At 36.6% G+C, this 26,123-nt stretch carries 23 protein-coding genes; 16 read left to right on the forward strand and 7 right to left on the reverse strand.

The features are described from left to right. Positions 1–54: 54 nt before the first annotated feature. The 3 genes from JI747_RS13465 to JI747_RS13475 form a co-directional block, all read right to left on the reverse strand. The gene (locus JI747_RS13465; RefSeq protein ID WP_225689411.1) at positions 55–414 is read right to left on the reverse strand and encodes a hypothetical protein; all 360 of its coding nucleotides are present in this window, start codon (positions 412–414) and stop codon (positions 55–57) included. A gap of 158 nt (positions 415–572) precedes the next feature. Further along, complete coding sequence (locus JI747_RS13470; RefSeq protein ID WP_225689412.1) at positions 573–1,091, reverse strand: hypothetical protein; 519 nt, start codon at positions 1,089–1,091, stop codon at positions 573–575. A gap of 13 nt (positions 1,092–1,104) precedes the next feature. After that, positions 1,105–1,485 carry a hypothetical protein gene (locus JI747_RS13475; RefSeq protein WP_225689413.1) on the reverse strand — a complete coding sequence of 127 codons (381 nt, stop codon included), beginning with the start codon at positions 1,483–1,485 and terminating at the stop codon, positions 1,105–1,107. Positions 1,486–1,695: 210 nt separating this feature from the next. Between JI747_RS13475 and JI747_RS13480 the strand changes: the two genes are divergently transcribed. From JI747_RS13480 to JI747_RS13520, 9 genes are all read left to right on the forward strand, one after another. Continuing rightward, the gene (locus tag JI747_RS13480) at positions 1,696–2,172 is read left to right on the forward strand and encodes an SRPBCC family protein (protein WP_225689414.1); all 477 of its coding nucleotides are present in this window, start codon (positions 1,696–1,698) and stop codon (positions 2,170–2,172) included. Positions 2,173–2,183: 11 nt separating this feature from the next. Next, positions 2,184–3,464, forward strand: a complete 1,281-nt coding sequence (locus JI747_RS13485; RefSeq protein ID WP_225689415.1) for a cryptochrome/photolyase family protein — start codon at positions 2,184–2,186, stop codon at positions 3,462–3,464. Positions 3,465–3,618: 154 nt separating this feature from the next. Continuing rightward, positions 3,619–3,918, forward strand: a complete 300-nt coding sequence (locus JI747_RS13490) for a hypothetical protein (protein WP_225689416.1) — start codon at positions 3,619–3,621, stop codon at positions 3,916–3,918. Between the two features lie 266 nt (positions 3,919–4,184). After that, complete coding sequence (locus tag JI747_RS13495; RefSeq protein WP_225689417.1) at positions 4,185–5,660, forward strand: hybrid sensor histidine kinase/response regulator; 1,476 nt, start codon at positions 4,185–4,187, stop codon at positions 5,658–5,660. Between the two features lie 4 nt (positions 5,661–5,664). Next, positions 5,665–9,273 (forward strand): response regulator, encoded by a 3,609-nt coding sequence (locus JI747_RS13500; protein WP_225689418.1) that lies wholly within the window; start codon positions 5,665–5,667, stop codon positions 9,271–9,273. Between the two features lie 15 nt (positions 9,274–9,288). Beyond that, positions 9,289–9,654 (forward strand): response regulator, encoded by a 366-nt coding sequence (locus tag JI747_RS13505; protein ID WP_225689419.1) that lies wholly within the window; start codon positions 9,289–9,291, stop codon positions 9,652–9,654. Then, a complete protein-coding gene (locus tag JI747_RS13510) occupies positions 9,655–10,485 on the forward strand; it encodes a CheR family methyltransferase (protein ID WP_225689420.1) in 831 nt (276 codons plus the stop codon). Positions 10,486–10,497: 12 nt separating this feature from the next. Continuing rightward, positions 10,498–11,067, forward strand: coding sequence for a chemotaxis protein CheB (locus JI747_RS13515; protein WP_225689421.1), 570 nt, complete (start codon positions 10,498–10,500; stop codon positions 11,065–11,067). A gap of 28 nt (positions 11,068–11,095) precedes the next feature. Next, positions 11,096–11,467 (forward strand): response regulator, encoded by a 372-nt coding sequence (locus JI747_RS13520; protein WP_225689422.1) that lies wholly within the window; start codon positions 11,096–11,098, stop codon positions 11,465–11,467. 114 nt (positions 11,468–11,581) lie between these two features. On the opposite strand, the gene JI747_RS13525 is transcribed toward JI747_RS13520, so the two are convergent. Both JI747_RS13525 and JI747_RS13530 read right to left on the reverse strand, forming a co-directional pair. Continuing rightward, positions 11,582–12,388: a DUF4249 domain-containing protein gene (locus JI747_RS13525; RefSeq protein WP_225689423.1), complete on the reverse strand. Its 807-nt coding sequence runs from the start codon at positions 12,386–12,388 to the stop codon at positions 11,582–11,584. 3 nt (positions 12,389–12,391) lie between these two features. After that, positions 12,392–14,725, reverse strand: coding sequence for a TonB-dependent receptor (locus tag JI747_RS13530; protein ID WP_225689424.1), 2,334 nt, complete (start codon positions 14,723–14,725; stop codon positions 12,392–12,394). A 351-nt stretch (positions 14,726–15,076) separates the two neighbouring features. Between JI747_RS13530 and JI747_RS13535 the strand changes: the two genes are divergently transcribed. Further along, positions 15,077–15,241 (forward strand): TetR/AcrR family transcriptional regulator, encoded by a 165-nt coding sequence (locus tag JI747_RS13535; RefSeq protein ID WP_225689425.1) that lies wholly within the window; start codon positions 15,077–15,079, stop codon positions 15,239–15,241. A gap of 65 nt (positions 15,242–15,306) precedes the next feature. Here JI747_RS13535 and JI747_RS13540 read toward each other — a convergent pair whose 3' ends face one another. Together JI747_RS13540 and JI747_RS13545 are read right to left on the reverse strand one after the other, a co-directional pair. Next, positions 15,307–16,263: a nitrilase family protein gene (locus tag JI747_RS13540; protein ID WP_225689426.1), complete on the reverse strand. Its 957-nt coding sequence runs from the start codon at positions 16,261–16,263 to the stop codon at positions 15,307–15,309. Positions 16,264–16,304: 41 nt separating this feature from the next. Next, positions 16,305–17,183, reverse strand: coding sequence for a helix-turn-helix transcriptional regulator (locus JI747_RS13545; protein ID WP_317197621.1), 879 nt, complete (start codon positions 17,181–17,183; stop codon positions 16,305–16,307). Between the two features lie 536 nt (positions 17,184–17,719). Here JI747_RS13545 and ilvE point away from each other — a divergent pair. From ilvE to JI747_RS13575, 6 genes are all read left to right on the forward strand, one after another. Beyond that, positions 17,720–18,622, forward strand: coding sequence for a branched-chain-amino-acid transaminase (gene ilvE, locus JI747_RS13550; RefSeq protein ID WP_225689428.1), 903 nt, complete (start codon positions 17,720–17,722; stop codon positions 18,620–18,622). Further along, the gene (gene ilvD, locus JI747_RS13555) at positions 18,615–20,300 is read left to right on the forward strand and encodes a dihydroxy-acid dehydratase (protein ID WP_225689429.1); all 1,686 of its coding nucleotides are present in this window, start codon (positions 18,615–18,617) and stop codon (positions 20,298–20,300) included. Before ilvE ends, ilvD begins: the two co-directional genes overlap by 8 nt. A gap of 75 nt (positions 20,301–20,375) precedes the next feature. Continuing rightward, a complete protein-coding gene (gene ilvB, locus JI747_RS13560; RefSeq protein ID WP_225689430.1) occupies positions 20,376–22,118 on the forward strand; it encodes a biosynthetic-type acetolactate synthase large subunit in 1,743 nt (580 codons plus the stop codon). 77 nt (positions 22,119–22,195) lie between these two features. Continuing rightward, the gene (gene ilvN, locus JI747_RS13565; RefSeq protein ID WP_225689431.1) at positions 22,196–22,786 is read left to right on the forward strand and encodes an acetolactate synthase small subunit; all 591 of its coding nucleotides are present in this window, start codon (positions 22,196–22,198) and stop codon (positions 22,784–22,786) included. Positions 22,787–22,884: 98 nt separating this feature from the next. Beyond that, on the forward strand, positions 22,885–24,366 hold the full coding sequence (gene ilvC, locus JI747_RS13570; protein ID WP_225689432.1) for a ketol-acid reductoisomerase: 1,482 nt from the start codon (positions 22,885–22,887) through the stop codon (positions 24,364–24,366). Positions 24,367–24,655: 289 nt separating this feature from the next. Further along, the gene (locus tag JI747_RS13575; protein ID WP_225689433.1) at positions 24,656–26,122 is read left to right on the forward strand and encodes an ATP-binding cassette domain-containing protein; all 1,467 of its coding nucleotides are present in this window, start codon (positions 24,656–24,658) and stop codon (positions 26,120–26,122) included. Position 26,123: the final 1 nt, after the last annotated feature.

A 26,123-nucleotide genomic window follows, 5' to 3' on the forward strand; every position in this document is an offset into this window, starting at 1 on the left:
ACATTTTTTATACAAAATAATATATTTCTAAATTTTAAACAGCCTCTTCAGAAATTAAGCAGGATCAATCACTAAATAAGTAGCATTTGATGAAGGAATATAAAACCAAAATGCATGGGTAACAGTTCCTAAAACAGTAGGCGAGCTGGTCCATCCGCAATTTGGAAAAGCGGTAGGGTCTCCCATATTAAAGTCTACTGTATCATAGACGGTATTGCCAGTAACAGGATCCATGGTCTGATACCAGCAAAATTGCCAGCGAGTAAGTGGTGATAAGGTTGTTAAAAGACCGGAAGGAACTGCAACATTCGTTGGGCTGCCTGTTGTAGATAATCTCACAGACCAACCTGCAGCATAGGGCAGGGAGTCATTGAAATTATTAATAACATCACTTGTGGAGGCCGGAAAATTCATACTGGTTATTACAGAAGGAAGACAATTCGTGGTGTTGCCTGCTTCAACACGCATAGCAAGATCATAAGTTGAATTGTTAAAAATGTTTAAACTTCCTTGTGCGAATGATAGAGAAGACAGGAATATAGTTACTGGAATTAATATTTTTTTCATAGTTTTTAAGGTTGGATTACAAAATATGTTTGGCCGCCAGCAACAAACCAAAATGCCTCAAAGGGATATGGTGTTGTAGGCGTTGGTGTTAAAGAGGTAACCAAAGGATTACCACATCCGATAGTTCCTATAGAAGCGCCACTGTAGTAAAGCGGGGCACCACTTGGGTCAGACACATAAAATTTATTCATCATCCAGTCCGTGCTTGCACCCAATGCAATAAGAAGAGGAGAATTACTGGGTTGTACGCTGCCATTATTGGGAGCAAGTATTACGTCCCAGGTATTAATAGAAGGGCTTTGAAGCTGACTGTTGTAATACCCCGTATAACTTACTGCTCCAGAAGGAGGCACAGGAATAGGGTAATTGGTTCCACTGATTGAGGGATAGCAATTATTAGTCTGATCAGCACCAACTAAAGAATTTATTAAATTATAGCTGGAATAATTAAATATGTTAATTGTTTTCTGAGCATATATTTGCAACGTACTCATGACAAAAAGTGAGAGAAATATTTTTTTCATGACTTAAAAAATTTTAGTTCTCTGCCTTTTGTTTAGCTTTTATGGCATTCAGCTTAGAAAAATACAATTCGGTAGCCTGTACAATTACTTTTTCTTTTTCCAGTCTGCTGCTGTTTTCGCTCAGTCTGTTATTTTCATTTTTCCCTACCACTTTTAATGAAGCATTGAAAAGTATAGTCAGGGCTCTGTCATTCAGTTGTGCACCCCATCGGGCTTTTTCTTCCGGAGTTGAAAGATTCTCAGGTTTCATGATTTCTTTCAGCGCTTTGTCAAAAGATGTCATTTCTGTTGATTTCATATCCTCAATAGACGCTAAACTTGGTCTTTCTGTTGAACATGAAACGGCTACACAGAAAATGCTGGCAAAGATTGCCGATAAAAGAGTTTTTTTCATAATTATTAATATTTAAAAAATGTATTTAGTTTTGCGAATATAGTAAAATATCTCACTTTATTGTGTTTTATTTAAAAATAATTTTAATTATAAATACAGACAATGAATTCAGAAAGATAAACATCATCAAACGATAAGTATTGTATTTGAAAAAAAATGAAGAAATTAGCGTAAAATCTATCCTTTAGAGCATAATGCCATTAAAAAACAATGATACATACAATTTATAGAGAACAGCAGCTACATTGTGATATAGAAAAAGCCTGGAAGTTTTTTTCTTCTGCGAATAACCTTTCTCTCATTACACCTCCGGATATGAAATTTACGGTGCTTACTGAAATGGAAGACGACAAAGTTTTCGAAGGAATGATCATTGATTATTATGTTTCGCCGATATTGGGAATAAGAATGAAATGGAAAACAGAAATTATACAGGTCGATTTTCAAAAAAGCTTCACCGATTTTCAGAAAAAAGGACCTTACAAACTTTGGCATCACCATCATGAATTTATAACTAATGAGCAAGGAGTATTTATGAAAGATTCAGTGAAATATGAACTTCCTTTTGGATTTTTGGGTGAACTCGCTCACAAAATATTTGTAAGAAAAAAGATTGAACACATTTTTAACTATAGATATAAAGTGTTGGAAGAACTCTTCAATAAAAATAAAACGTGTTTATCTTAAAAATTAAAAAAATGGAGAAAATTAATATTTTCTGGTTCCGGAGAGATCTCAGACTGGAAGATAATGTAGGATTGTATCATGCCTTGAAGTCAGGGCTTAAAGTAATGCCTGTTTTTATATTTGATACAGAAATTCTGGATCAGCTTCAGGATAGGTCAGACAAAAGAGTGGATTATATTCAGCAGGCTCTTGTTAGTCTGCACAGAGATTTGGCTACCTTAAAAAGCGGACTTACCATATACCATGGAAAACCTCTGGATGTTTTTAAAAGATTAACCGAAGAATTTGAAATTGATACCGTATTTTGTAACAGGGATTACGAACCGCAAGCGATCAAAAGAGATCAGCAGGTAAAGGATTTTCTTCATAAAAAAGATATTGGTTTTTCAGACTTTAAAGATCAGGTGATCTTTGAAAAAAATGAAATTCTGAAAAGTGACCAGTCTCCTTATACGGTTTTCACGCCCTATTCAAAAAAATGGAAAGAGGCTTTACAATTCATAGAAACCTTTACTTCTGATTTTACCAATTTGGTTCATTTAAACAATGTTCCGGATATTCCCAGTCTTGAGGATATCGGTTTTAAAAAGACAGAAATCGTATTTACAAAACCTTCTCTCGATATAAAAATAATTAAAGATTATCAACAGTATAGAGATTTTCCTGCCCTGGATCATACAACCCATCTGGGAGTTGCCCTTCGTTTTGGAACTGTTTCCGTACGAAAATGCGTGAAATTTGCCCTTGAACACAGTGAAACATGGCTAAATGAATTGATTTGGCGGGAGTTTTTTATGCAGATTCTTTTCCATTTTCCTTATGTGGTTACCCGGTGTTTTAAGAAAAAATACGAAAATATCAGCTGGCGAAATAATGAAGAAGAATTCAAAGCCTGGTGCGAAGGGAAAACCGGTTATCCTATTGTAGATGCAGGAATGCATGAGCTTAATACAACAGGTTTCATGCATAACAGAGTAAGAATGATTACGGCAAGCTTCCTTACCAAACATCTCCTGATTGACTGGCGATGGGGAGAAGCTTATTTTGCACAAAAACTATTGGATTATGATCTTTCTGCCAATAATGGGAATTGGCAATGGGCTGCAGGATCAGGATGTGATGCGGCGCCTTACTTTAGAATCTTTAATCCTGAAGAACAAACCAAAAAATTTGATAAAGATCTGAAATATATTAAAAAATGGCTTCCGGATGATGATCAACCCGAACCTTTAGTTGAACATAAATTCGCAAGAGAAAGAGCATTGGAAACGTATAAAAAAGCATTGGTTTAGTGATAGATAACAGCAATTGTATTCAATTTATTCTGCGATGGCAATATAATATGGGGGTAAGAAAAATTAAATTTTAAGAAATTTTTAACGGTGTGAATAAATATAAAGGCACAGACCTTGTTTGTTTATATACCAATTACCAAAATATTATATTATGAATAATTCAGATTACAACAAAGCCGAAAATGCAGTCAATAACACAGAAAACTCTCTGAAAAATGCTGCCAACGATGCAAAATGGAAGATCAGCGAATTAGCAGATAAAGCCAGAGACTATATCAATGAAAAAAGGAATAATGATGAAGAGGCGACTCAGGAAGATTGGCTGGACAAAGTAAAATCAAACTTTGCTGACACTTGGGAAGACATAAAGGATAAAGCGGATGAAGCTTGGGAAAAAACCAAAGATGCCGCTGAAGATGTGAAAGCAGAATGGCGAAAAAAGACCAATTAATAGTAATTTATAAAATGACCGGAGCAATAAAGTTCCGGTCATTTTGATTGTATTGGCGATTCCTCTTTTTACTTTCTTAATAAGAGGAATCGCTCTCAATGGATGGAGATCAACTAGGTCAGGAAAATTGGAGTTAAGTTATTTTGAATTGAAAAAAATAAGAGAAGCAGAATTCTTTATAATCCCTGAAAAATTGCTGTTTTTTCAAATATTGTAAGTATTTTTGAAGTTCAACGATCAGTAACACATAATTCATTTTAACTTCTATGATTTTAATTGTTGATGACAATCAAAACAACCTGTATTCTCTGCAAAAATTACTTGAATCCAAGGATTTCAAAGTTGAAACAGCCGGTTCTGGGGAAGAGGCACTGGGTAAAGCATTAAAAAACGACTATGCCTTAATCATTTTAGATGTTCAAATGCCCGACATGGATGGTTTTGAAGTTGCAGAATCATTGGCAGGATATAGCAAGACAAAAGACATTCCCATTATATTTCTATCCGCTGTCAACACAGATAAAAAATTTATCACGCGTGGATACGCTTCCGGAGCCAAAGACTATGTGACCAAGCCTGTAGATCCTGAAATACTTTTGCTGAAAGTAAAAACATTCTATAATCTTCAGGAGCAGAATATAGCCATGAAGAAAACACAGCAGAATCTTGAACTGGAAGTGAAAGGCAGACGGGAATCACAGGTGACGATGAAATCTCAGATCGATCATTTTCATCTGATGCTGGAATCTCTTCCTCAGATCGCATTTACACTTAATGAAGATGGTATTGTTGATTTTGTGAATGGCAAATGGTATCAGTATTCAGAAACTGAGAAAAATTTTCCTGAAAGTCATCTGGATGACCTTAATATCAGAGAAGAGTTTGAAAGATGCAAAAGAAAAGGAAAAGCCCTTGAATTAGAAGTGAGAATTAAAAATCGCATTTCGCATGAATATCGTTATCATCTGTTAAGGATAACTCCTGTATACGATGAAGGACGCGTTAAAAATTGGGTAGGAACTTTCACTGATATTGACGATCAGAAGAAAATAGAAAAAGAAAAAGATGAGTTCCTGAGCATCGCAAGTCATGAATTAAAAACTCCCTTAACTAGCATTAAAGCTTATGTGCAGCTTTTAGAAAGAAAGCTGAAACTTGATAAAGAAAGCTCTGAGGCAGGTTTTGTAGCCAAAGTTCAGGGGCAGATTGAAAAACTGAACGCACTTATTACAGATCTGTTGGATGTTTCCAAAATAGAAAACGGGAAATTGAAGATTGACAAAAAACAGGTAAATCTGGAAAGCGTGATCAGCAATGCTATTGAGACCATACAGCAGACCCATGAAGAGCGTATCGTAAAGATTGAACGCCAGGGAATGAAACCGGATATTCTGATCCCTTTAGATGAAATCCGTATAGAACAGGTATTAATTAACTTTCTGACGAATGCAATAAAATATTCTCCCCATAACAATCAGGTTATCATTACAACTTTTGTAGACGAAGAAGCAGAAGAAGTAAGAGTGAATGTCACCGACTTTGGGATCGGTATTCCCGACTTTAAACAGGATGCTGTATTCAAAAAGTTTTATCGAGTAGAAGAATCTTCACTCCAGTTTCAGGGAATGGGAATCGGACTATTTATCTGTTCAGAAATCATCAAGCAGCATCATGGAACTGTTGGGGTTTCCAGTGTTTTGGGAGAAGGTTCTACTTTTTATTTCACTTTACCATTAAATTAATTGTATGCCGAAAAAAATTATACGAAATCTCCAGTTTGGAGTTGGCCTTTCACTTTTGATTTTAATCTCCAGTTCATTGGCTTCCTATTGGAGTATCCAGAACCAGATGAATCATCGTGAAAATCTTTCCAAAAGCAGACTGGCAATGACGGCTGTAAAAGATGTTTTGGTGTCATTACTGGATGCGGAAACAGGCAACAGAGGTTATCAGATGACCGGAAGAGAAGATTTTCTTGAACCTTACAAACGGGGACTGAGAGAATATCCTAAAGCTATGGTTCGTGTAGAATCTTTGGGGCTGGATGATAAGAATCAGTTGGAAAGACTCAGAAATTTAAAATTTTCGGTGAATCAGGTGACGGAAAATCTGAAATACTTGGTTGAACAGAGACGCAGAGGCAATATCATGACTCAGCAGCAAATCGTTACCGGCAAAGACTATATGGATCAATGTCGTAAAATTGTTAATGATTTTGTTCAGTATGAAGAAAGCCAGCTTGAAATTAAAAATAAAGACTTAACCCGTTCATCCGGTACCACAGTTCTTTTTATAATTTTTTCGGCTATCGCTGCTGTTGTGGTAACTGCCTTTTTCTACATCAAAATGAGAGCAGATCTTATCAGAAGAGATAAGTTGGAAAGAATGCTCAAAGAAAAAGATCAGGAAATGACCCGCCGTGTAAGCGCAATTCAAAAGATTGCCAATAGAGTGGCCAATGGTGATTACAGTGAAAAGGTTATTGATAATGAGGGAGGTGATCTCGGAGATCTTGTAGAATCTCTTAACTATATGACAGAATCTCTAAAAACGTCATTTGATACAATTAATAAAAGTGATTGGCGTCAGAAAGGTCTTGCTTTACTCAATGAATCCCTTGTTGGGAACAAGTCGGTGAAAGAAGTTTCCAATAGAGCGTTAAAGCAGCTGATAGAATACGGTAAATGCATCAATGGTTCTTTGTACCTGTATGATGAAGGAATCTTAAAACTGAATAAAGCATTCGGGCTGGAAGCTAATATGAAAAAAACTTTCGAACTTGGAGAAGGAATGATAGGGCAGGCTTTTATCAACGCTGAGACTAAGGTTTATAATAACCTGCATGAAGATGAGTTTGTAGTAACTTTTGCCAGCAGTACGATCAAAATCTATGGAATTATATTGCTCCCGATCTTTGCAGACGGACACATAATAGGAGTTTTGGAGCTGGGTTCTACTTCTAACTTTGAAGAAGACAGAATTAGCTATTTTGAAGAATGTTGCGCCAATATAGGGATTGCTTTAAGTGCAGCAAAAGGGAGAGAAAAAGAACAGCAGTTATTGGAGGAAACACAGGCTCAGTCTGAAGAACTTATGGTTCAGCATTCCGAACTTGAAAATCTGAATACAGAGCTGGAAGCACAGACTCAGAAACTTCAGGCTTCAGAAGAAGAATTAAAAGTACAGCAGGAAGAATTGATGCAGGCAAATGTTGAGCTGGAAGAACGTTCAAGACTGTTGGAAGAGAAAAATCACCTGATTGCAGAACGAAATAATGAAATTCAGAAAAAAGTAGAAGAACTGGCTTTAAGCACCAAATATAAATCTGAGTTCTTAGCCAATATGTCTCATGAATTGCGTACTCCTCTCAACTCGATCCTTCTTTTATCGCGACTCATGGCGGAAAACCCTGATGAAAATCTTAATGAAGATCAGGTGGAATCTGCTAAGGTTATTCAGAGTTCGGGGACAAGTTTATTAACACTGATCGATGAAATTCTGGATTTAGCCAAAATAGAATCCGGTAAGATGACTCTTGAATATCAGGATGTGGCCATTGAAGAAGTGGTAAGAGACTTAAAGAACCTATTCAATCCGGTATTTAAGGAAAAAGCGTTGCCGTTCAAGATTCAGATTGAACCTAATGTTCAAAAAGTTATTGAAGGAGATCGCCTTCGTATCGATCAGGTATTGAGAAACCTATTGTCCAATGCTTTAAAATTTACGGCACAGGGAAGTATAGATTTACATATCAGAAATCATTCTGAAAAACCCGGGTTTATCATTTTTTCAGTAAAAGACACAGGAGTCGGGATTGCAAAAGACAAACAAAAAATCATTTTTGAAGCATTCCAGCAGGAAGATGGATCTACAAAAAGAAAATTTGGAGGAACAGGTTTAGGACTGTCAATAAGCAGAGAAATTGCAAAACTTCTTGGGGGTGAGCTTACGCTGCAAAGTGAGGTGAATAAAGGAAGTGAGTTCAGCTTTATCATTCCTGTGAATGCTGTATCTGAAACCGGACAAGTTGAAACAGAGCATGATCTGGTAGAAACTATCCGTGAAGATGTAGAAGAAATTCAAAATATACTTGATGAAAACGGAACAGATACAATTCAGGTAAAAACATTGGAAATTCCTGAAGATGTTGAAGACGACCGAGAAAATATAAATGACGGGGATAAAGTGATCCTGATTATTGAAGATGATATCAATTTTGCAAAAGCTTTACTGAAATATGCCCACTTGCAGAATTATAAAGGAATTGTAGTGGTAAGAGGAGATCAGGGACTTTCAGCTGCTCAGAAATTTAAGCCACATGCGATTTTACTCGATGTGCAACTTCCGGTAAAAGACGGGTGGAAAGTAATGGATGAACTGAAGGCTCATGCAGAGACCAGACATATTCCGGTACATATGATGTCCGTCCTGCACGTTAAAAAAGAAAGCTTAATGAAAGGAGCGGTTGATTTTATTAACAAACCGGTGGCTCTGGATAAAATGACGGATGTATTCAAAAAGATTGAAGAAGCTTTAAAAAAAGGTCCACAGAAAGTTCTTATTGTTGAAGAAAATGCCAAACATGCCAGTGCGTTATCTTATTTCCTGAGTAATTTTAATATTTCTTTGTCTGTAGAACATAACGTAGAAGACAGTGTAGAAGCATTGACTTCCGATCGGGTAGACTGTGTTATTCTGGATGTAGGAAGCTTAAAAGGAGATAAATATCGCGTAATTGAATCCATAAAAAGCTATGAGGGGCTGGAAAATCTTCCCATTATTATCTTTACAGAAAATAACCTGTCCAAAGAAGAGGAACTGAAGATAAAACAATACGCCGATTCTATTGTCGTAAAAACAGCACATTCGTACCAGAGGATTTTAGATGAAGTAGGATTGTTTTTACATTTGGTGGAAGAGAAAAACAGCTCTGTCGAATCTGCGAGAGGAAGAGCATTGGGATCTCTTACGGAAGTATTAAGCGGGAAAAAAGTCCTTATCACTGATGATGATGTAAGAAATATCTTTTCTTTGACTAAAGCATTGGAGAAATACAAAGTGGATGTTATTGTAGCCATGGATGGAAAACATGCACTGCAGCAGCTTCAGGAAAATCCGGATATAGATGTTATTTTGATGGATATGATGATGCCTGAAATGGATGGGTATGAATCAATCAAGGAAATCAGGAAAATACCTGCATTCAGAAAATTACCTATCATTGCAGTGACTGCAAAATCCATGATCGGAGATCGTGAAAAATGTATTAATGCAGGAGCTTCAGATTATATCTCAAAACCTGTGGATATCGATCAGCTCTTGTCGTTGCTTCGTGTTTGGTTGTATGAAAGTTAAACAGATAAAATTCTGATGAATAAGAAAATCTTAATAGTGGACGATGATCCGCGAAACATATTTGCATTAAAACTTACCCTTAAGGCGCGTGGATATGTCGTTGAAACCTGTACAATGGCTCAGGAAGCCTTTGACATCCTGAATACAGATCATGATTTTTCGGTCATCCTGATGGATATGATGATGCCGGGGATAGATGGGTATGAAGCAGTCAGAATCATAAGAAATACACCCGGAATACAAGATATTCCTGTCATTGCTGTCACTGCACAGGCGATGCCTGAAGACCGTCAGAAATGTATGGAAGTGGGAGCCAATGACTATATCTCAAAGCCAATTGATGTCGATCTTTTACTAACAGCGATAGAAAAACTTTCATAAATGCTAGAACCGAATATCATAAAAGATCAGGAAGTAGAATACCTCATTAATGATGTCTATGAGATGTATGGCTATGATTTTTCGGGCTACAGCAGAGCTTCCCTTAAAAGAAGAATGAACAGGATATGCCTCTTAGACAGATTTACCAGTTTCGCAGAACTCAGATATACAATCATGAATGATCCTGATTACATCACACGTTTTGTAGAAGAAGTTACGGTAAACGTGACAGAAATGTTCAGAGATCCTTCCTTTTTTAAAGCCTTAAGAGACAATATATTGCCACAACTTGGCACTTATCCGCTCATCAGAATATGGGTTGCAGGTTGCTCAACAGGAGAAGAAGCGTATTCCATCGCCATTTTACTGAAAGAAGCAGGGCTTTATCATAAATCACTTATTTATGGTACAGACTTAAATCCTTCGGTTCTGGAAACTGCAAGAGCCGGAGTTTTTCCATTGCAGCAGATGAAACAGTATTCAGAAAATTATATGCTTTCGGGAGGAATTAAAGATTTCTCTACGTATTATACGGCTAACTATGACAGCGTGAAATTTGACAAAAGCTTACAGGAGAAACTTATTTTATCCACCCACAATTTGGTCTCGGACAGTTCTTTTAACAGCTTTCAGTTGATTATCTGCAGGAATGTTTTGATCTATTTTGACAGAGATCTGCAGGAAAGAGTATTCAGCCTTTTTGATAACAGCTTGGAGAATTTAGGATTTCTTGCATTGGGAGCGAAGGAAACCCTTAGATTTTCTACCATTGAAAAGAATTATCATCAGGTAGAAGATCAGAAAATATGGAAAAAAATTGATCATCATTAATACATTGAGATATTGGAATCAAAAGACACCATAGAATTAATTGTTATCGGAGGATCAGCAGGAAGTCTGCAGGTCATTATTGAGATGATTAAAAATCTTGATGATACCGTGAATATTCCCATTGTATTGGTTATTCACCGCAAAGCACAATCCGGCGATATATTGCGTACCTTGCTGGAGCAATTTACAAGAAAACCGGTGGTTGAGGTTGAAGATAAAACTGAAATTCAGAATCGTACTATATATATTGTTCCTGCAGACTATCATTTGCTGTTTGAGAACAAAAAATATATGTCGCTGGACAGTTCAGAAAAGATGAATTATTCCCGTCCTTCCATTGATGTCACCTTTAGAAGTGCAGCAGAAGTTTACGGTAAAAATATGATAGGAATTCTCTTATCAGGAGCCAATGCCGATGGAGCAGAAGGATTGAGTTATATTAAAAAATACAAAGGGCAGGTTTGGATTCAGGATCCGGAGACCGCAGAAGTTGATTATATGCCTAAACATGCTATGGAAGAAATTGATTATAATTTAATCATAAAACCAAATAGTTTAGCGAATTATATTAATCAATTGTAATAAATAAGATAAAATTAAACTTAAAAATATGAAGAATAAGAGAATTTTAATTTTTGATGATGATGTTGCTATTTTGGAAGTAGTTACCATCATATTTGAAGAGAACGGTTATGAGGTCAAGATCTCAGAAACATCACATGATATTCTTGAGAAAGTAGGCGAATGTAAACCGGATATTATTTTAATGGATAACTGGATTCCGAAGATCGGAGGGGTAGAAGCGACAAAAATTCTCAAAAACAATGAAGAATTTAAGCATATTCCGGTTATTTACATGACAGCAAATAATAATATTGCGGCTTTGGCATCAGAAGCACAGGCAGATGATTATATTTCAAAACCTTTTAATCTGGATGATCTGGAAGATAAAGTGGCAAAATATGTAAAAGAACAGGTGTAATACTTTTATTTTTTGGAATAAAGTAGCAATAAGCTATTCAATAAAAAAGGATAATGATTTTGTGTCATTATCCTTTTTTTATAAAATTGGGTTTTGTTTAATCTTTTATGAAATTTATTGAATTACAGTACTTTTTGTCCTTACAGTATGCGCAGAAAAATAACCCAAAGCTCCGTTGCTGATATTGCTTGGAGGATTTGCAGGAGTAATTCCTCCTCCGGGACCCCCTCCGGAAAGTTGCAGAAGCGCTGAATAATAAGTGTACACATTTTCATCAATACACTGCATTTCCACGTGAATGGTGTCACCTACCACGACTTTAATATCATCTGCATTACTGTCATCATTGGGAAGTATTAAAGGTCTTTGATTAAGCATTCCATTATTCACATTATCGGAAAATTCAGAGAAAAACTTTTTTGGATTATTATTTACGGTATACACAAAAAGATAACGGTTTCCTAAAGGTGAAGGATCCGTAAAAACTGGCAGAAGAGTATAGCTTGTTTCACCTCCCACCATAAACGAATCCTGATCGAGACCGTCAAAAGAAACTGCTGTAGGCATTGTACTTTGCACAGAATATTGTTGTCCCTCTGCATTCACTTTCAAAGTATATGTTCTTCCCGATTGTCCTACAAAAGATGAGGTTGTATACATTCCATTGCCTACATATTGTAAGGTTTCCGTCTGTCCCATATTGTCACTTAAAACAACTTGTGCATTTTCGACTGCCGGATACTGATTCGCTGCTGTAACGGCAACAGATTTCGTGATCTTCACATAATAAGGTCCGGCCTGATCGGTGATATTTCCTTCGATAACGATTTTTCCGCTTTCATTCGCCAGATCAAGATCGATTTCCTTTTCACAAGATGTAACGATAAACAGGGATAATATGATTAAAAATAAATTTTTCATGAATTAAAATTTGAAATTATAAGTGATATTGGGTACCCAACGGAAAAGAGAAGTCTGCATTGCTCTTGTCGTTCCTGGTTTGTCAGGATTATCCTCAAAAGTAATCGTATAGGCATTTTGTCTTCCATACACATTGTAAATTCCGAATGACCATGAACCTTTGAAACGTTTATTAGAACTCGGTTCATACGTTGCACTCAAATCCATTCTGTGATAAGCAGGCATTCTGTCTGCATTTCTGCTGCTGTACTGGAAAACGGTTTGTCCGTTCAGTTCATATTTTCCGGTAGGGAAGGTCACTGCATTTCCGGTGCTGTAAAGGAATAATCCCGAGAAAGACCATTTCGGATTCAATTGATAAGTGGCCACCACAGAAAGATCGTGGGTTTTATCCTGTCTTGCGTTGTACCATTCATTATCATTAATTCCGTTTATTTTTCTCTCCGTTTTAGATAACGTATAAGAAATCCATCCCGTCAGTTTACCGCTTTTTTTCTTGGCGATTAATTCCAGACCATATGCTCTTCCTTTTCCGAATAACAGCTCACTTTCTACGTCTGCAGCAGTATCGAAAGTAATTTGCGCTCCGTTCTTATAATCAATCTGATTCTGCATAGATTTATAATAAATCTCAGCATTCAGTTCATAATTATTGTTGTTAAAATTTCGGCTGTATCCTGCACTGATCTGATCTGAGATTTCAGTTTTTACAGTATAACTGCTTCCAATCCACTGATCAGTAGGATTTCCGCTTCCGCTGGTGCTTAATAAATGTAAATTCTGAGTATTTCTTGAATATCCTCCTTTAATACTGCTTACTTCATTAATTCTGTAATTCGCCGTAATTCTGGGTTCCAGATTGACATACGTTTTACCAAATTTTCCTTTTTCTAAATATTCAGAATCGGTAAGAACACCATTTTCATACGTGTTGAAGGTATCACCACCCAACACACTGAATACCGAAAGTCTTACTCCATAATTAATCGTCAACTTTTCTGTCGCTTTGAAATCATCATTAATATAAGCTGCATTTTCCCATGAATATCTTGCATTTCTCGGGAAACTGCTTACACTCGTTCCCGAAGCACTGCTTGGAGTAATCGTATGATAAATTGACTGCACACCAAATTTCACATTATGCTTGTTTCCTGCAAACCACGAAAAATCCTGCTTTATATTCCAGTCTTCGATTTGAGAATCAAGCCCGAAAGTGTTGTTGTTACTGCTTAAACTTACATTATAATTGTAATTGCTGTAAATAAATGACGTATTCGAAAATAACTTGCTGCTTATAATACTGTTCCAGCGCAAAGTAGCCGTTGTGTTTCCCCAGTCGGTTGAAAAAGTATCTCCCAAACCTAAAACATCCCTCCCAAAATATCCGGATAAATAAAGACGGTTATTGTCATTGATCTGATAATTGGCTTTAAGATTTAAATCATAAAAATACAATTTACTGTCCTTAAAATCATCGGTTGCCTTTAAAAACAAATCGGCATAGGTTCTTCTTCCTGAAATGATAAACGATGATTTTTCCTTTTGAATAGGACCTTCAACGCTCAGCCTGCTGCTGATTAAACCAATTCCCCCATTTACATTATAATCTTTATTGTTTCCGTCTTTCATTTTCACATCAAGCACAGAAGAAAGTCGGCCTCCGTATTGAGCAGGACTGTTTCCTTTGATGATACTTACGTCTTTTAACGCATCACTGTTAAATGTACTGAAAAACCCAAGTAAATGGGACGCATTATAAACAGGGGCTTCATCCAGTAAGATCAAGTTCTGATCCGTAGCACCACCTCGTACAGAAAATCCACTGTTTCCTTCACCGGTACTTTTTATTCCCGGCAATAGCTGAATGGTTTTCATTACGTCCTTTTCTCCGAACAAAACTGGAAGTTTTTCAATGTTTTTAATGCTCAGCGTTTCGGTCCCCATTTGAGCCGAAGAAAGATTTTTGTCTTTTTTCACACCGGAAACGACCACTTCCTCAATTTGTGCGACTTTATCCTGTTCTTCAGCAGGAAGCTCAATATTAATCTTCACATTATCTTCTACATTTACAATCTGTTGCAGATCTTTAAAACCTGATTTGGAGAAAAGTAAAGTATAAGAACCTTTCGGTAATGAAAGAGAATAAAATCCGTATTCGTTGGCAACGACAGAAATACTGGGATCTTCTGCAACTTTTATGGAAACGCCCAAGAGCAATTCTCCATTTTTTTTATCTTTCACGGTCCCGCTCACCGAATAATTTTGCTGGGCAAAAAAAACTGTACTGAAACAGATTGCGGCCATAGTAGTCGCAATTTTCATGGAAGATGTCTGCATCTCAATATTTTATAAGTTTATTGTTGTATAGTAAATGTATTTGACTCTCAAATATACTCTATTTCTAAAGTATTTATCAAAATAGAGTGATATGTTTATTAATTAGTAACATGAATCCTGCAAATGTTTCAAGCGTTATAACTTTTTATAAAACTAGAAATGTTTACGGGAAATAATTAAATCGTATTTTTTGTAAGTTTATTGTAATTTGTAAGAATAAAATTGAATCTACAGGAAATAAATAGATAACAAAATGTAAAAAGTTAAACAATTCTTATTGTTTAGCTTTTTAATAATAGCAATAAAAAGTATTTACTTAAAAGTATATTTTTGTCATGAATAAGTAAGACTATGTTAACGAAGGCAGAAAAAACGAAACAATTTATCTTGGAAACGGCCAGTCCTATTTATAATGAGAAAGGAATTTCCGGAGTAAGTATTGATGATGTTTTAGAATCTACTAAACTAACAAAAGGTTGTATTTATGGACATTTATCAAAATTGCCTCAGTCTTAAATATAAATAAACTAATCATTTTCAATGTCAAAAGTTAATGATTGGTATTTATTCACTTTTAACTTCTAATTATTGTTGAGATGCAACCAGGCTACTTTTTGAGCTGATTCGTGTTCTTGTCCTAGAATATCTTTATACAGGTCTGGCCGTCGTGCATTAATATAACGATATCCACCAGCTTGCATTAGCTTATCGTGTGTAATGGTTGTAATGACAAAACTATCTTCAAATGTGCGGCATTCAGCAAGAATATCCCCAAATGGATCTAAAATCATGGAACACCCATTTTTTAATTGATCATCATCCATGCCGATAGGATTTGAGAAAACAACATACACTGCATTGTCATAGGCTCTAGCCGGTAACCACTTCATTAGCCAGCTGCGTCCTTTCATTCCGTCAAATTCCAAACGCAGTGATGTGGGATCGTTTTTTCGGTTTTGCCAGAGCTGAACATCTACGAAGCCTGCTCCGGGCCGGGCCGAAGGTGTACACATAGTCACATGAGGCATAAAGATGATATCAGCACCCAATAATTTTGTTGCACGCACATTTTCAATCACATTATTATCATAACAGATTAAAATACCACATTTCCATCCTTTAATTTCAAAAATAGTATAGTTTTGTCCTGCAGTTAGATAAGGATTTATAAAAGGATGTAACTTACGATGTTTTGCAATTAATCCATTGCCGTCTACACAGATGTAAGGCTTGTATAAATTATCGTTTTCATCTTTCTCAAATAAACCTGCAAGAATAATGATATTATATTGAGCCGCTATTGCAATCAGTTGCCGGGTACTTTCCCCGTCGGGAACAAGTTCGGCGATAGCAAGCATTTGCTCTTTATCTAATTTTCGCGCAAAGGTATAACCTGTAATGGAGCATTCGTGAAAAGCAATCACTTCCGCTCCTTGTGCGGCAGCTTCTTGTGCCAATTTTTCAATAACAGAAAGATTATAGGCTTTGTCCGCACTTTTATGCTCAAACTGTGCGGTTGCAATTTTTAATTTGTCCATATTTTTTTGTTTAATCGATGGACAAAGCTAAACCAACATTCTTAAACCAAATTGTACAAACCCGACATCTGATTAGGACCGTCTTTAAATTCCATAAAATTTACAGCGAGCCTGTTTGTACTATTTAAATACTGGGAAGGGGTGATGCCTGTATATTTTTTAAACATTCTGATAAGATGAGACTGATCAAAATATCCGCTTTCATAGCTAATGCCGGTCAGATTGGCTTCAGTTGGTTTATTACGGAGTAATTTCAGAAAGGAGTGAAGTTGGATGATATTGACATATTTTTTTGGACTCATTCCGACCTGTTGTGCAAATGTTCTTTCTATGTGCCGCTCAGTATAACCAGTATAGTTAACAAGTTGTTCAATAGTTACCAAACCTTTATGCTGATCGATATGCTGCAGTACTTTAGGAAGTAAAGTTTGACCTGGAGATTGACGCTTAAGTGATAATTCATAAAAGAAGGTATTTAAAGCATTTATTTTCTCTGTTGTATATGTAATATTGAAAAGGCTGTCATAGAGGTTATTAGCTAACGATCCAAAAATTTCCTGTGAGCTAATGATCTGGTCTTTTAATTCAATAGCGGGAATGCCAAGCAGCCTGTACAGTCCATCGGGCTGAAATACAACAATAATAAAGGAAGCCTGTTCGGAAAAGGCGAGGTCTTGAAAATGGCTGATCTGGCCATACAAAAATGAATGTGGGAGATGTTGACTGTGATTGATAGATAAATTGCTTTCATTCAGAAGAAATACCATCCCGGTATTTCCATCCGAAAATAAACGCAGTTTTTTATGCTGATCATGAGTACTTTCCAAAAAAAGATAGTGTTTAATATAGGGCGTTAAAATTTTTATTGGAAGTATCTGCATAAGCCGGATCCGGAAATTCACTATCTCAAATGTACGCATTTCCCATTGTTATGGAAAATGTATACTCGCGAATAAATGAAGTAAATCTCAATTTTTAAAATTTGAAGAATTCTTAATAATTCATAATACAATCGGTGTTTTTTGTTTTTCTTTAATATAACTGTGTAAAAGATTATAACAGAATATCAAAATTCCTTGTTCTAAGTAAAATTTAGACATCGTAATTATGATTATTGTAATCTGTTGAAAGAAAGTGTCTTACGTGTTGTTTGTTGTTTGGTGGATGTCGTAAAAAAAATGACAATTAGTATATTTTTGATAATTTTAAGGCTGAAATTTTATTAAAAAATCAATGTTTATTCAAATTAGTTTATACATTTGTATCGTTCAAAACGAGCAGATATGAATAAAACAATAATTATTTTCTTCATCCTTGTCATTATCGGATTCCGGTGGTGAGTGATGGCTTGTGATAATTTTTGAAATTGAAATACGACAGACCATTCTCATCACGAGAGTGGTTTTTTTATTTAAAAAAGATAAAACAAATAATAAACATAAAAAATCAACACAAAATGTATTACAATGACGACAGTGTTCTCTTTTTTGATGGGGAATATGTGAAAGCAAAAGAAGCCAAGACCGACTTGTACAGTCAATCGTTACACTACGGATATGCTGTTTTCGAAGGAATTAAATCTTACAAAACAGCCAATGGAACCAAAATTTTTAAAGCAGAAAAACATTATGACAGATTGAGAAGATCTGCAGAAACAATGTTGATGCCTTTCAATTATTCTACCGAGGAAATGGTGGAAGCAACTTATAAATTACTCGAAATTAATAATCTAAGCAACGCATACATTCGTCCATTGGTCATTTGTTCTCCGAATATGGCTTTGTCAAAAGGTCAAAAAAGTTATCTCGTAATCGAAGTTTGGAATTGGGACAACGGGTATATGGCAAACAAAATGAGAATTATGACGTCGTCATTTGAACGCCCAAATCCAAAAGCTTTTAAAGTTGAAGCAAAAGTGAGCGGTCATTATGTAAACTCCATTTTGGCTTGTCAGGAAGCGAAAGACAAAGGTTTTGATGAAGCTTTAGTTCTGGATGCAGATGGAAATGTAGCAGAAAGTTCAGGTGCCAATATCTTCTTCGAAAAAGAGGGGAAATTATTTACACCAGCCAAAGGAAGTATTCTTCCGGGAATTACACGTGCAACGGTTTTACAACTTTGTGAGGGATTGGGAATTCCGACAGTAGAAAAATTCTTCAAACCAGAAGAAATGCAAGGCGCAGATGCCGGATTTTTCTGCGGAACAGCAGCTGAAATTGTAGCATTGGATTCTCTGGATAACATTCCTTTCAAACTGAATTGGGAAGACAGTTTATCAGCAAAAATTCAAACAGCTTATCGCCACCTTGTGTTAGAAGAAGATTATTCTTATTTAAAATCAGACTTGCAATATGTGTAACGTAGAATTGAACAAATATTCCAAAACACTCACAAAAGACCCGACTCAACCTGCAACTCAGGCGATGTTTTATGGGATTGGATTTCAAAAAGAAGATTTCGACAAAGCACAGATTGGAATTGCAAGTATGGGTTACGACGGAAACACTTGTAATATGCACTTGAATGGGTTGGCCGAAATTGTAAAAAAAGGAGTCAATGAACAAAACTTAGTTGGATTAATGTTCCATACCATCGGAATAAGTGACGGAATGACCAATGGAACCGACGGAATGCGTTATTCTCTTGTAAGCCGAGATATCATTGCAGATTCTATCGAAGCCGTTTGTGCAGGTCAATATTACGATGGATTGATTACCGTTCCCGGTTGTGACAAAAATATGCCTGGTTCTCTGATGGCGATGGCTCGTCTAGACCGCCCTTCGATAATGGTTTATGGCGGAAGTATTGCGCCGGGACATTACAAAGGAGAAGATTTGAATATTGTTTCGGCTTTTGAGGCATTAGGAAACAAAATCGCAGGTAAAATTTCCGAGGAAGATTTTCAAGGGGTCATTCAAAACTCCTGTCCAAGTGCAGGTGCGTGTGGCGGAATGTACACTGCCAATACAATGGCTTCTGCAATCGAAGCGCTCGGAATGAGTTTGCCTTATTCTTCATCTTATCCTGCACTTAGTAAAGAAAAAAAAGAAGAATGCCAGTTCGCTGGGCATTACGTTAAAATCCTTTTGGAAAAAGACATTAAACCGTCTGATATTATGACACCAAAAGCTTTCGAAAATGCTTTAAGGTTAATTATGATTTTGGGTGGAAGTACAAATGCTGTATTACATTTCATTGCAATTGCAAAATCCATCGGATACAATTTAACTTTAGATGACTTTCAAAAAATAAGCGATGAAACTCCATTTTTAGCTGACCTAAAACCAAGTGGGAAATATCTGATGGAAGACCTTCACAAAGTGGGCGGAGTTCCGGCGGTAATGAAATATCTCTTGGATTTAGGCTTGCTTCACGGAGATTGTTTAACGGTTACAGGAAAAACCATCGCAGAAAATCTGGAACACGTGACTTCAATTATCGACAGACAGCAGAATATCATTCACGATATCAAAAATCCAATTAAAGAAACAGGACATATCAGAATTATGTATGGAAATCTTGCTGAGAAAGGTTCTGTTGCCAAAATTACAGGGAAAGAAGGCGCTTATTTTAAAGGAACCGCGATTGTCTTTGACGGCGAAAAAGAATTCATCAAAGGTATCGAAGACAAAAAAATCCAAGAAGGAAATGTAGTTGTTATCAAAAATGAAGGCCCAAAAGGCGCCCCCGGAATGCCGGAAATGTTAAAGCCAACTTCTGCTTTGATGGGGTCTGGTTTAGGTAAAAATGTCGCTTTGATTACAGACGGAAGATTTTCCGGAGGAACACATGGTTTTGTTGTTGGTCACATTACACCGGAAGCTTTTTCCGGAGGATTGATAGGTTTAATAAAAGACGGTGATGTGATTGAATTGGATGCAGAAAAAAATACCATCAATGCCCTATTGTCAGATGAAGAAATTGACAAAAGAAAAGCCGAGTTCCAACAATCCGAATATAAAGTGAAAAGCGGTGTTTTGTACAAATATGCCAAGTCTGTAGCAGATGCATCGCAAGGTTGTGTAACCGATTTATAAATTATAGGAACGGACTTTAGCCTGTTTTCGTCAGCAGAAATTATGGGGCTTTAGCCAAAATTTAAAACATTTAGTATGAGTAATACCATTTCACAAATAGAAAATATAGAATCTGTACAATCAAAAACGGTAGAGATGTCCGGTTCAAAAGCAGTTTTAGAAGCGCTGTTGCAGGAAAATGTGGATACAGTCTTTGGTTATCCGGGTGGTGCAATTATGCCGATTTACGATGCGTTGTACGGCTACTCCGAAAAACTGAAACATATTTTGGTTCGCCATGAGCAGGGTGCCATTCACGCGGCACAGGGATTTGCAAGAACTTCGGGGAAAACAGGAGTTGTATTCGCAACCAGTGGTCCCGGAGCAACCAATTTGGTGACAGGTTTAGCAGACGCAATGATCGACAGCAATCCGATCGTTTGTATCACAGGCCAGGTTTTTGCCTCGCTTTTGGGAACAGATGCTTTCCAGGAAACCGATGTTATTAATATCACGACACCAATTACAAAATGGAATTATCAGGTAACTGATGCAACAGAAATTCCCGAAGCCATTGCCAAAGCATTTCATATTGCAAGTACAGGTCGTCCCGGTCCGGTTTTAATTGATATTACCAAAAATGCGCAACTACAATTATTCGAATATTTAGGATATAAAAAATGCAATCATATCAGAAGCTATCGTCCGGAACCTGAAATCAGAAATGAATATATTGAGAAAGCTGCAGAATTGATTAATCAGGCAAAAAAACCATTTGTTCTGTTTGGTCAAGGTGTGATTTTAGGAAAAGCTGAAGAAGAATTCAAAGCGTTTATTGAGAAAATCAATCTTCCCGCAGCAGCAACGGTGATGGGATTGAGTGCACTTCCAACCAATCATAAATTACACGTTGGAATGTTAGGAATGCACGGAAACTATGCGCCAAACGTAATGACCAACGAATGCGATGTTCTGATTGCAGTCGGAATGCGTTTCGATGACAGAGTTACAGGTCGTTTGGACAAATATGCAAAACAGGCAAAAATTATTCATCTAGATATTGACCCAGCTGAAATCGATAAAAATGTAAAAACTACGGTTCCGATTTGGGGAAATTGCAAAAAAACTTTGCCAATGTTGATGGCACTTCTTAAAGACAATGACCATTCAGCTTGGTTGGAAAAATTCCGTGAATTGGAAAAAGAAGAAATCAAAGAAGTAATTACAGAAGAACTGAATCCTACAACCGATGTAATGACAATGGGAGAAGTAATTAAAGTTCTGAATGAATTAACAAATGGTGATGCTATCATTACAACTGATGTTGGTCAGCATCAAATGGTTGCTTGTCGATATGCTAATTTCAATTCATCTAAATCAAGTGTAACATCAGGAGGTTTGGGAACAATGGGATTTGGTTTACCGGCAGCGATTGGAGCTTGGTATGGCGCCCCGGAAAAAACAGTCGTTGCAATTATCGGCGATGGGGGATTCCAAATGACGTTGCAGGAATTAGGAACAATTATGCAGTTTGGAGCTAAAGTTAAAATTCTGATTCTCAATAACGAATTCCTTGGAATGGTAAGGCAGTGGCAACAGCTTTTCCACGACAGACGTTACTCTTTTGTGAATATCACAAGTCCTGATTTCGTTGCAGTAGCAAAAGGTTACTATATCGATGGACAAAAAATATCTGAAAGAAAAGACCTCAAAACAGCATTGGAAACAATGATCAATCACGATGATGCTTATCTTTTGGAAGTTATGGTTGGGAAAGAAAATAACGTTTTTCCAATGGTTGCACAAGGAACTTCGGTTTCAGAAATCAGATTAAAATAATATAGAATCAGAAGTTAAAAGTAAAATGTTATCATTTTTCACTTCTCATTTTTAACTTTTCACTTTTCACTTTTACAATGGAAAAACAAGAATTTACCATCACATTATACACCGAAAATTCGGTTGGATTAATCGGCAGAATATCTGGGATTTTTTCACGCAGAAAAATCAATATCGAGAGTTTGAATACATCTCCATCGGAAGTTGAAGGCATTCACAGATTCACGATAGTTATTCATGAAAATGAAGAAGTTGTGAGAAAACTTTGCCGTCAGCTGGAAAAGCAAATTGATGTTCTGAAAGCTTATTTTAATACCGATGATGAAATTGTCTGGCAGGAACAGGCGCTTTACAAAGTTCCAGCCAATGTCGTGACAGAGAAGGTGTATGTAGAAAGACTGCTTCGTCAATATGGAGCATCTACGGTTGTAATTCGGCAGGATTATATTGTTTTTGAAACGGCAGGACATCGTGAAGAAATCGACCGGTTAACCGAAGAACTTAATAAATACGGGCTCATCGAATTCGTTCGTGGTGCAAGAATCGCCATCATCAAAAACAGTGCAGGAATCCACGAAAAAGTCCTCGAGTTCGAGAGAAGAGAACCTTCCGCAGAACTCATAGAAAATGAATACCTCGACAAACGCGATGGCGTGTTTACAATGTAGTGTTCAAAGAAAAATTCAAAAAATTAAACAAAATATTAATCCTAAAAGTAGTTACGGTAATCTTTTTACTTGATACTTTTTACTTTTTACTTAAAAATATGGCAAATTATTTCAATACCTTATCACTTAGAAATCAGTTGCATCAGTTAGCACAGGCAGAATTCATGGACAGTTCAGAATTTTCTGATGGCGTTTCTGCGTTGAAAGGAAAGAAAATCGTAGTGGTAGGATGTGGAGCTCAAGGTCTGAATCAAGGTCTGAATCTTAGAGACAGCGGCTTGGACGTTTCTTACGCATTGCGTCAGGAAGCAATTGACCAAAAGAGAGATTCTTGGAAAAATGCAACCGAAAATAATTTCAAAGTCGGAACTTACGAAGAACTGATTCCCACTTCGGACTTGGTTATCAATTTAACGCCCGACAAACAACATACTGCTGTAATTAATGCGGTTCAGCCTTTGATGAAGCAGGGAGCGACTTTGTCCTATTCTCATGGTTTCAATATAGTGGAAGAAGGAATGCAGATTCGTAAAGATTTGACCGTAATTATGGTCGCTCCAAAATGTCCCGGCTCAGAAGTTCGTGCAGAATATCTGCGTGGTTTTGGTGTTCCTACTTTGATAGCAGTTCACCCAGAAAATGACCCTCAAGGAAAAGGCTGGGCAGAAGCAAAAGCGTATTGCGTAGGAACTGGCGGTCACAAAGCCGGCGTTTTGAAATCTTCTTTCGTAGCAGAAGTGAAGTCTGATTTGATGGGAGAACAAACCATTTTATGTGGACTTTTGCAAACGGGTTCTATTCTTTCTTTTGATAAAATGGTGGAGAAAGGAATTGATGCAGGTTATGCATCCAAATTGGTTCAGTACGGTGTTGAAGTCATTACAGAAGCCTTAAAACACGGTGGTGTGAGCGGAATGTTGGACAGACTTTCAAATCCTGCAAAACTCAAAGCGTTCGAATTATCAGAAGAATTGAAAGACATTATGCGCCCACTTTTCCAAAAACATCAGGACGATATTATTTCGGGAGAATTCTCCAAAACAATGATGGAAGACTGGGCAAATGGGGACGCCAATCTTTTGAAATGGAGAGCAGAAACGGGTGAAACTGCTTTCGAAAAAACACCTGCAGGCGATGTGAAGATCGATGAACAGGAATATTTTGACAATTATCTTTTGATGTCGGCGTTCGTCAGAGCGGGTGTTGAACTGGCTTTCGAAACGATGGTTGAAGCCGGAATCAAGCCAGAATCCGCTTATTATGAATCACTTCACGAAACTCCTTTGATTGCCAATACCATCGCAAGAAAAAAACTGTTTGAGATGAATCGTGTGATTTCTGACACCGCAGAATACGGCTGCTATCTTTTCGACCAGGCTTGCAAACCTTTGCTGGCAGATTTTATGAAATCGGTGGATACAGATTTGGTCGGAGAAGACTTTAACGAAGGAAAAAAAGCTTCGGTTGACAACGTTCAACTGGTTCAGGTGAATGACATTTTGAGAAATCATCCCGTAGAAATTGTCGGAAGAAAACTGCGACAGGCAATGACCGCGATGAAGTCTATTAAAACGGTTTAAAATTAGGAGCTCATCCCGCTTTCCGCTATATCTTTTGCTCTTCGTTCCTCATCACAAAAGGATGCCGCTGCAATCGGGGCTATGGAATTTGTCATAAAAATAAAAATCCACCATTTAATATCATATTTGTTATTCCGTAAGAATCTCTACAAAGTCTGCCTAGATTCCTACGGAATGACAAATTAGACTCGTAAAATCTTTGCTGAGTTTTACGCCTTTGCGAACCTTAAAATATTTTCAATAAGATTATAAAAAAACTTTGCGTCTTTGCGTTAAAAATTAGATCAAAATGCCAACTCCAATCATCCAAATTTCAAACCTAAATTTCCAATATAACAAACCCATATTGGAAGATTTCAACTGGGAAATATCTTCCGGTGAATGTTGGATGTTAGGTGGATTAAGCGGAAGTGGAAAAACAACCTTGGCCAAAATTATTTCAGGAGAAATCAAAAACTTTGGAGGAAAAGTTGAGGTTAATTTTGACGAAAACTCAAAGTTGCCAAAGAAGATTCTTTATGTTTCCAATTGGTTTCAGTTCAGTAATCTGGAAGGCGACCGCAATTTTTATTATCAGCAACGTTATAATCAATTGGCAAAAAACGATACTTTGACCGTTTTTGCAGAACTGAATCATTTTGGAAAAGAAGAAAGTCTGGATTTCGGAACATTAGAATCCTATTTAAAATATTTTGAATTTGAAAATTTTAAAAATCAGCAATTAATAGAATTGTCAAGTGGTGAACACAAGAAATTACAATTGTTAAAAGCGCTTTGGTTAAAACCGCAAGTTTTGATTATCGACCGGCCTTACACAGGATTGGATGTGAAATCGAGACAGTTTTTGAATCAGGCTTTTGATGATTTTATTAAAGAGAATGTAACACTGATTTTAATTAATAATGATGACGAATATCCAGAAAGCATTCAGTACTTTGTTGAAATAGAAAATGGAAAATTAATTCACAGAAATTCTCCAAAAGACTTTTCCAAAGGCAAAGAAAGGATTCCAAAATCGCTTCCTTTTTTCCTTCAGAATAATCCGGAAAATGAACAAGACAATCTCATCAAACTAGAAAAAATCAATATTTCTTACGGCGAAAAACAAGTCCTGAAAAACATCGATTGGGAAGTAAATTCAGGAGAACAATGGTTGTTGCAGGGGCATAATGGTTCAGGAAAATCAACCTTATTAAGTTTGCTGAATGGCGACCATCCTCAAGCTTACGCTAATGAAATTCATCTTTTCGGACAAAAGCGGGGAAGTGGCGAAAGTATTTGGGATATCAAAGAAAAAATCGGGATGATTTCGCCTGAATTACATTGGTATTTTGATATGAATTTGAATGTCGGACAAACCATTGCATCCGGTTTTTTTGATTCAATGAGTTTGTATCAGAAACTGAGTTTTGACCAACAACAACAATTGGAACAGATTCTCTATTTCTTCGATTTGAAAGAAGATAAAAACAAAAAATTGTGTACACTTCCTTTAGGAAAACAACGTTTGGCTTTGCTCGCAAGAACATTGATTAAAAAACCAAAGCTTTTGATTCTGGATGAGCCTTGTCAGGGAATGGACAATGAACAGACGCAATATTTCAATCAGGTGATTGATGATTTGGCAGGTCAAGGACAATCGTTGATTTATGTCGGTCATTTTGAATCTCAATTACCAAAAAAACTCAGTCATAAACTTGTTCTGGAAAATGGAAAAGTGAAAATTAATAGTCAAATAGAATTAATAAAGTCCTAAA

Source organism: Chryseobacterium tagetis, from assembly GCF_016735585.2.
Taxonomy (GTDB): domain Bacteria; phylum Bacteroidota; class Bacteroidia; order Flavobacteriales; family Weeksellaceae; genus Chryseobacterium; species Chryseobacterium tagetis.

What these genes read in the sequence shown, in the direction of transcription:
- JI747_RS13470 (WP_225689412.1), bottom strand. Translation starts at nt 1,091, where the DNA reads ATGAAAAAAATATTTCTCTCACTTTTTGTCATGAGTACGTTGCAAATA.
- JI747_RS13500 (WP_225689418.1), top strand. Translation starts at nt 5,665, where the DNA reads ATGCCGAAAAAAATTATACGAAATCTCCAGTTTGGAGTTGGCCTTTCA.
- ilvD (WP_225689429.1), top strand. Translation starts at nt 18,615, where the DNA reads ATGTGTAACGTAGAATTGAACAAATATTCCAAAACACTCACAAAAGAC.
- JI747_RS13505 (WP_225689419.1), top strand. Translation starts at nt 9,289, where the DNA reads ATGAATAAGAAAATCTTAATAGTGGACGATGATCCGCGAAACATATTT.
- ilvB (WP_225689430.1), top strand. Translation starts at nt 20,376, where the DNA reads ATGAGTAATACCATTTCACAAATAGAAAATATAGAATCTGTACAATCA.
- JI747_RS13510 (WP_225689420.1), top strand. Translation starts at nt 9,655, where the DNA reads ATGCTAGAACCGAATATCATAAAAGATCAGGAAGTAGAATACCTCATT.
- JI747_RS13465 (WP_225689411.1), bottom strand. Translation starts at nt 414, where the DNA reads ATGAATTTTCCGGCCTCCACAAGTGATGTTATTAATAATTTCAATGAC.
- JI747_RS13485 (WP_225689415.1), top strand. Translation starts at nt 2,184, where the DNA reads ATGGAGAAAATTAATATTTTCTGGTTCCGGAGAGATCTCAGACTGGAA.
- JI747_RS13530 (WP_225689424.1), bottom strand. Translation starts at nt 14,725, where the DNA reads ATGCAGACATCTTCCATGAAAATTGCGACTACTATGGCCGCAATCTGT.
- JI747_RS13490 (WP_225689416.1), top strand. Translation starts at nt 3,619, where the DNA reads ATGAATAATTCAGATTACAACAAAGCCGAAAATGCAGTCAATAACACA.
- JI747_RS13535 (WP_225689425.1), top strand. Translation starts at nt 15,077, where the DNA reads ATGTTAACGAAGGCAGAAAAAACGAAACAATTTATCTTGGAAACGGCC.
- JI747_RS13480 (WP_225689414.1), top strand. Translation starts at nt 1,696, where the DNA reads ATGATACATACAATTTATAGAGAACAGCAGCTACATTGTGATATAGAA.
- JI747_RS13495 (WP_225689417.1), top strand. Translation starts at nt 4,185, where the DNA reads ATGATTTTAATTGTTGATGACAATCAAAACAACCTGTATTCTCTGCAA.
- JI747_RS13545 (WP_317197621.1), bottom strand. Translation starts at nt 17,183, where the DNA reads ATGCGTACATTTGAGATAGTGAATTTCCGGATCCGGCTTATGCAGATA.
- JI747_RS13525 (WP_225689423.1), bottom strand. Translation starts at nt 12,388, where the DNA reads ATGAAAAATTTATTTTTAATCATATTATCCCTGTTTATCGTTACATCT.
- JI747_RS13575 (WP_225689433.1), top strand. Translation starts at nt 24,656, where the DNA reads ATGCCAACTCCAATCATCCAAATTTCAAACCTAAATTTCCAATATAAC.
- ilvE (WP_225689428.1), top strand. Translation starts at nt 17,720, where the DNA reads ATGTATTACAATGACGACAGTGTTCTCTTTTTTGATGGGGAATATGTG.
- JI747_RS13475 (WP_225689413.1), bottom strand. Translation starts at nt 1,485, where the DNA reads ATGAAAAAAACTCTTTTATCGGCAATCTTTGCCAGCATTTTCTGTGTA.
- ilvN (WP_225689431.1), top strand. Translation starts at nt 22,196, where the DNA reads ATGGAAAAACAAGAATTTACCATCACATTATACACCGAAAATTCGGTT.
- JI747_RS13540 (WP_225689426.1), bottom strand. Translation starts at nt 16,263, where the DNA reads ATGGACAAATTAAAAATTGCAACCGCACAGTTTGAGCATAAAAGTGCG.
- ilvC (WP_225689432.1), top strand. Translation starts at nt 22,885, where the DNA reads ATGGCAAATTATTTCAATACCTTATCACTTAGAAATCAGTTGCATCAG.
- JI747_RS13520 (WP_225689422.1), top strand. Translation starts at nt 11,096, where the DNA reads ATGAAGAATAAGAGAATTTTAATTTTTGATGATGATGTTGCTATTTTG.